Source organism: Streptomyces sp. SID1328 (assembly GCF_009865595.1).
Lineage (GTDB): Bacteria > Actinomycetota > Actinomycetes > Streptomycetales > Streptomycetaceae > Streptomyces > Streptomyces griseoluteus.
Genome location: NZ_WWKH01000979.1, coordinates 1 through 358 on the forward strand (window position 1 = coordinate 1; position 358 = coordinate 358).

1 protein-coding gene is annotated in these 358 nt (G+C 76.3%); it reads left to right on the plus strand.

Annotation, left to right across the window (positions count from 1 at the left end):
• Positions 1 to 358 (plus strand): TRSP domain-containing protein (locus GT030_RS31520; protein WP_202460799.1); only part of this gene is annotated, 358 nt, incomplete at both ends.

Below are 358 nucleotides of genomic sequence, written 5' to 3' on the forward strand. Positions count from 1 at the left end.
CGTTCCCCCGTGCTCGCCGTGGACGACCCCGGCTACGCGATACGCACCCGCCTCGCCTTCCCCGCCCACGACGACCCGGCGGACGGTCCCGGCGAGCGGTACGCGTACAACGTCGCGGGCGCGGGCTTCGACACCGTGGTCGCCGTCGTCGACTCCGCCGCCGACACCCACGCCCTGCACGCCCCGGACGGCCTGCTCGCCCGGCTCGCGGCGCACGCCCCGCACGTCCTGCTCGCGGTCGTGCCCGCCCACGAGCCCCACCTTCCCGAAAGGCCGTCCATGCTGCCCGAGCCCCTCCGCGGCCCCGCCTTCTCCTCGTACGCGCCCGACGAGGTCGGCTGGCTGCTCCAGGACCTCT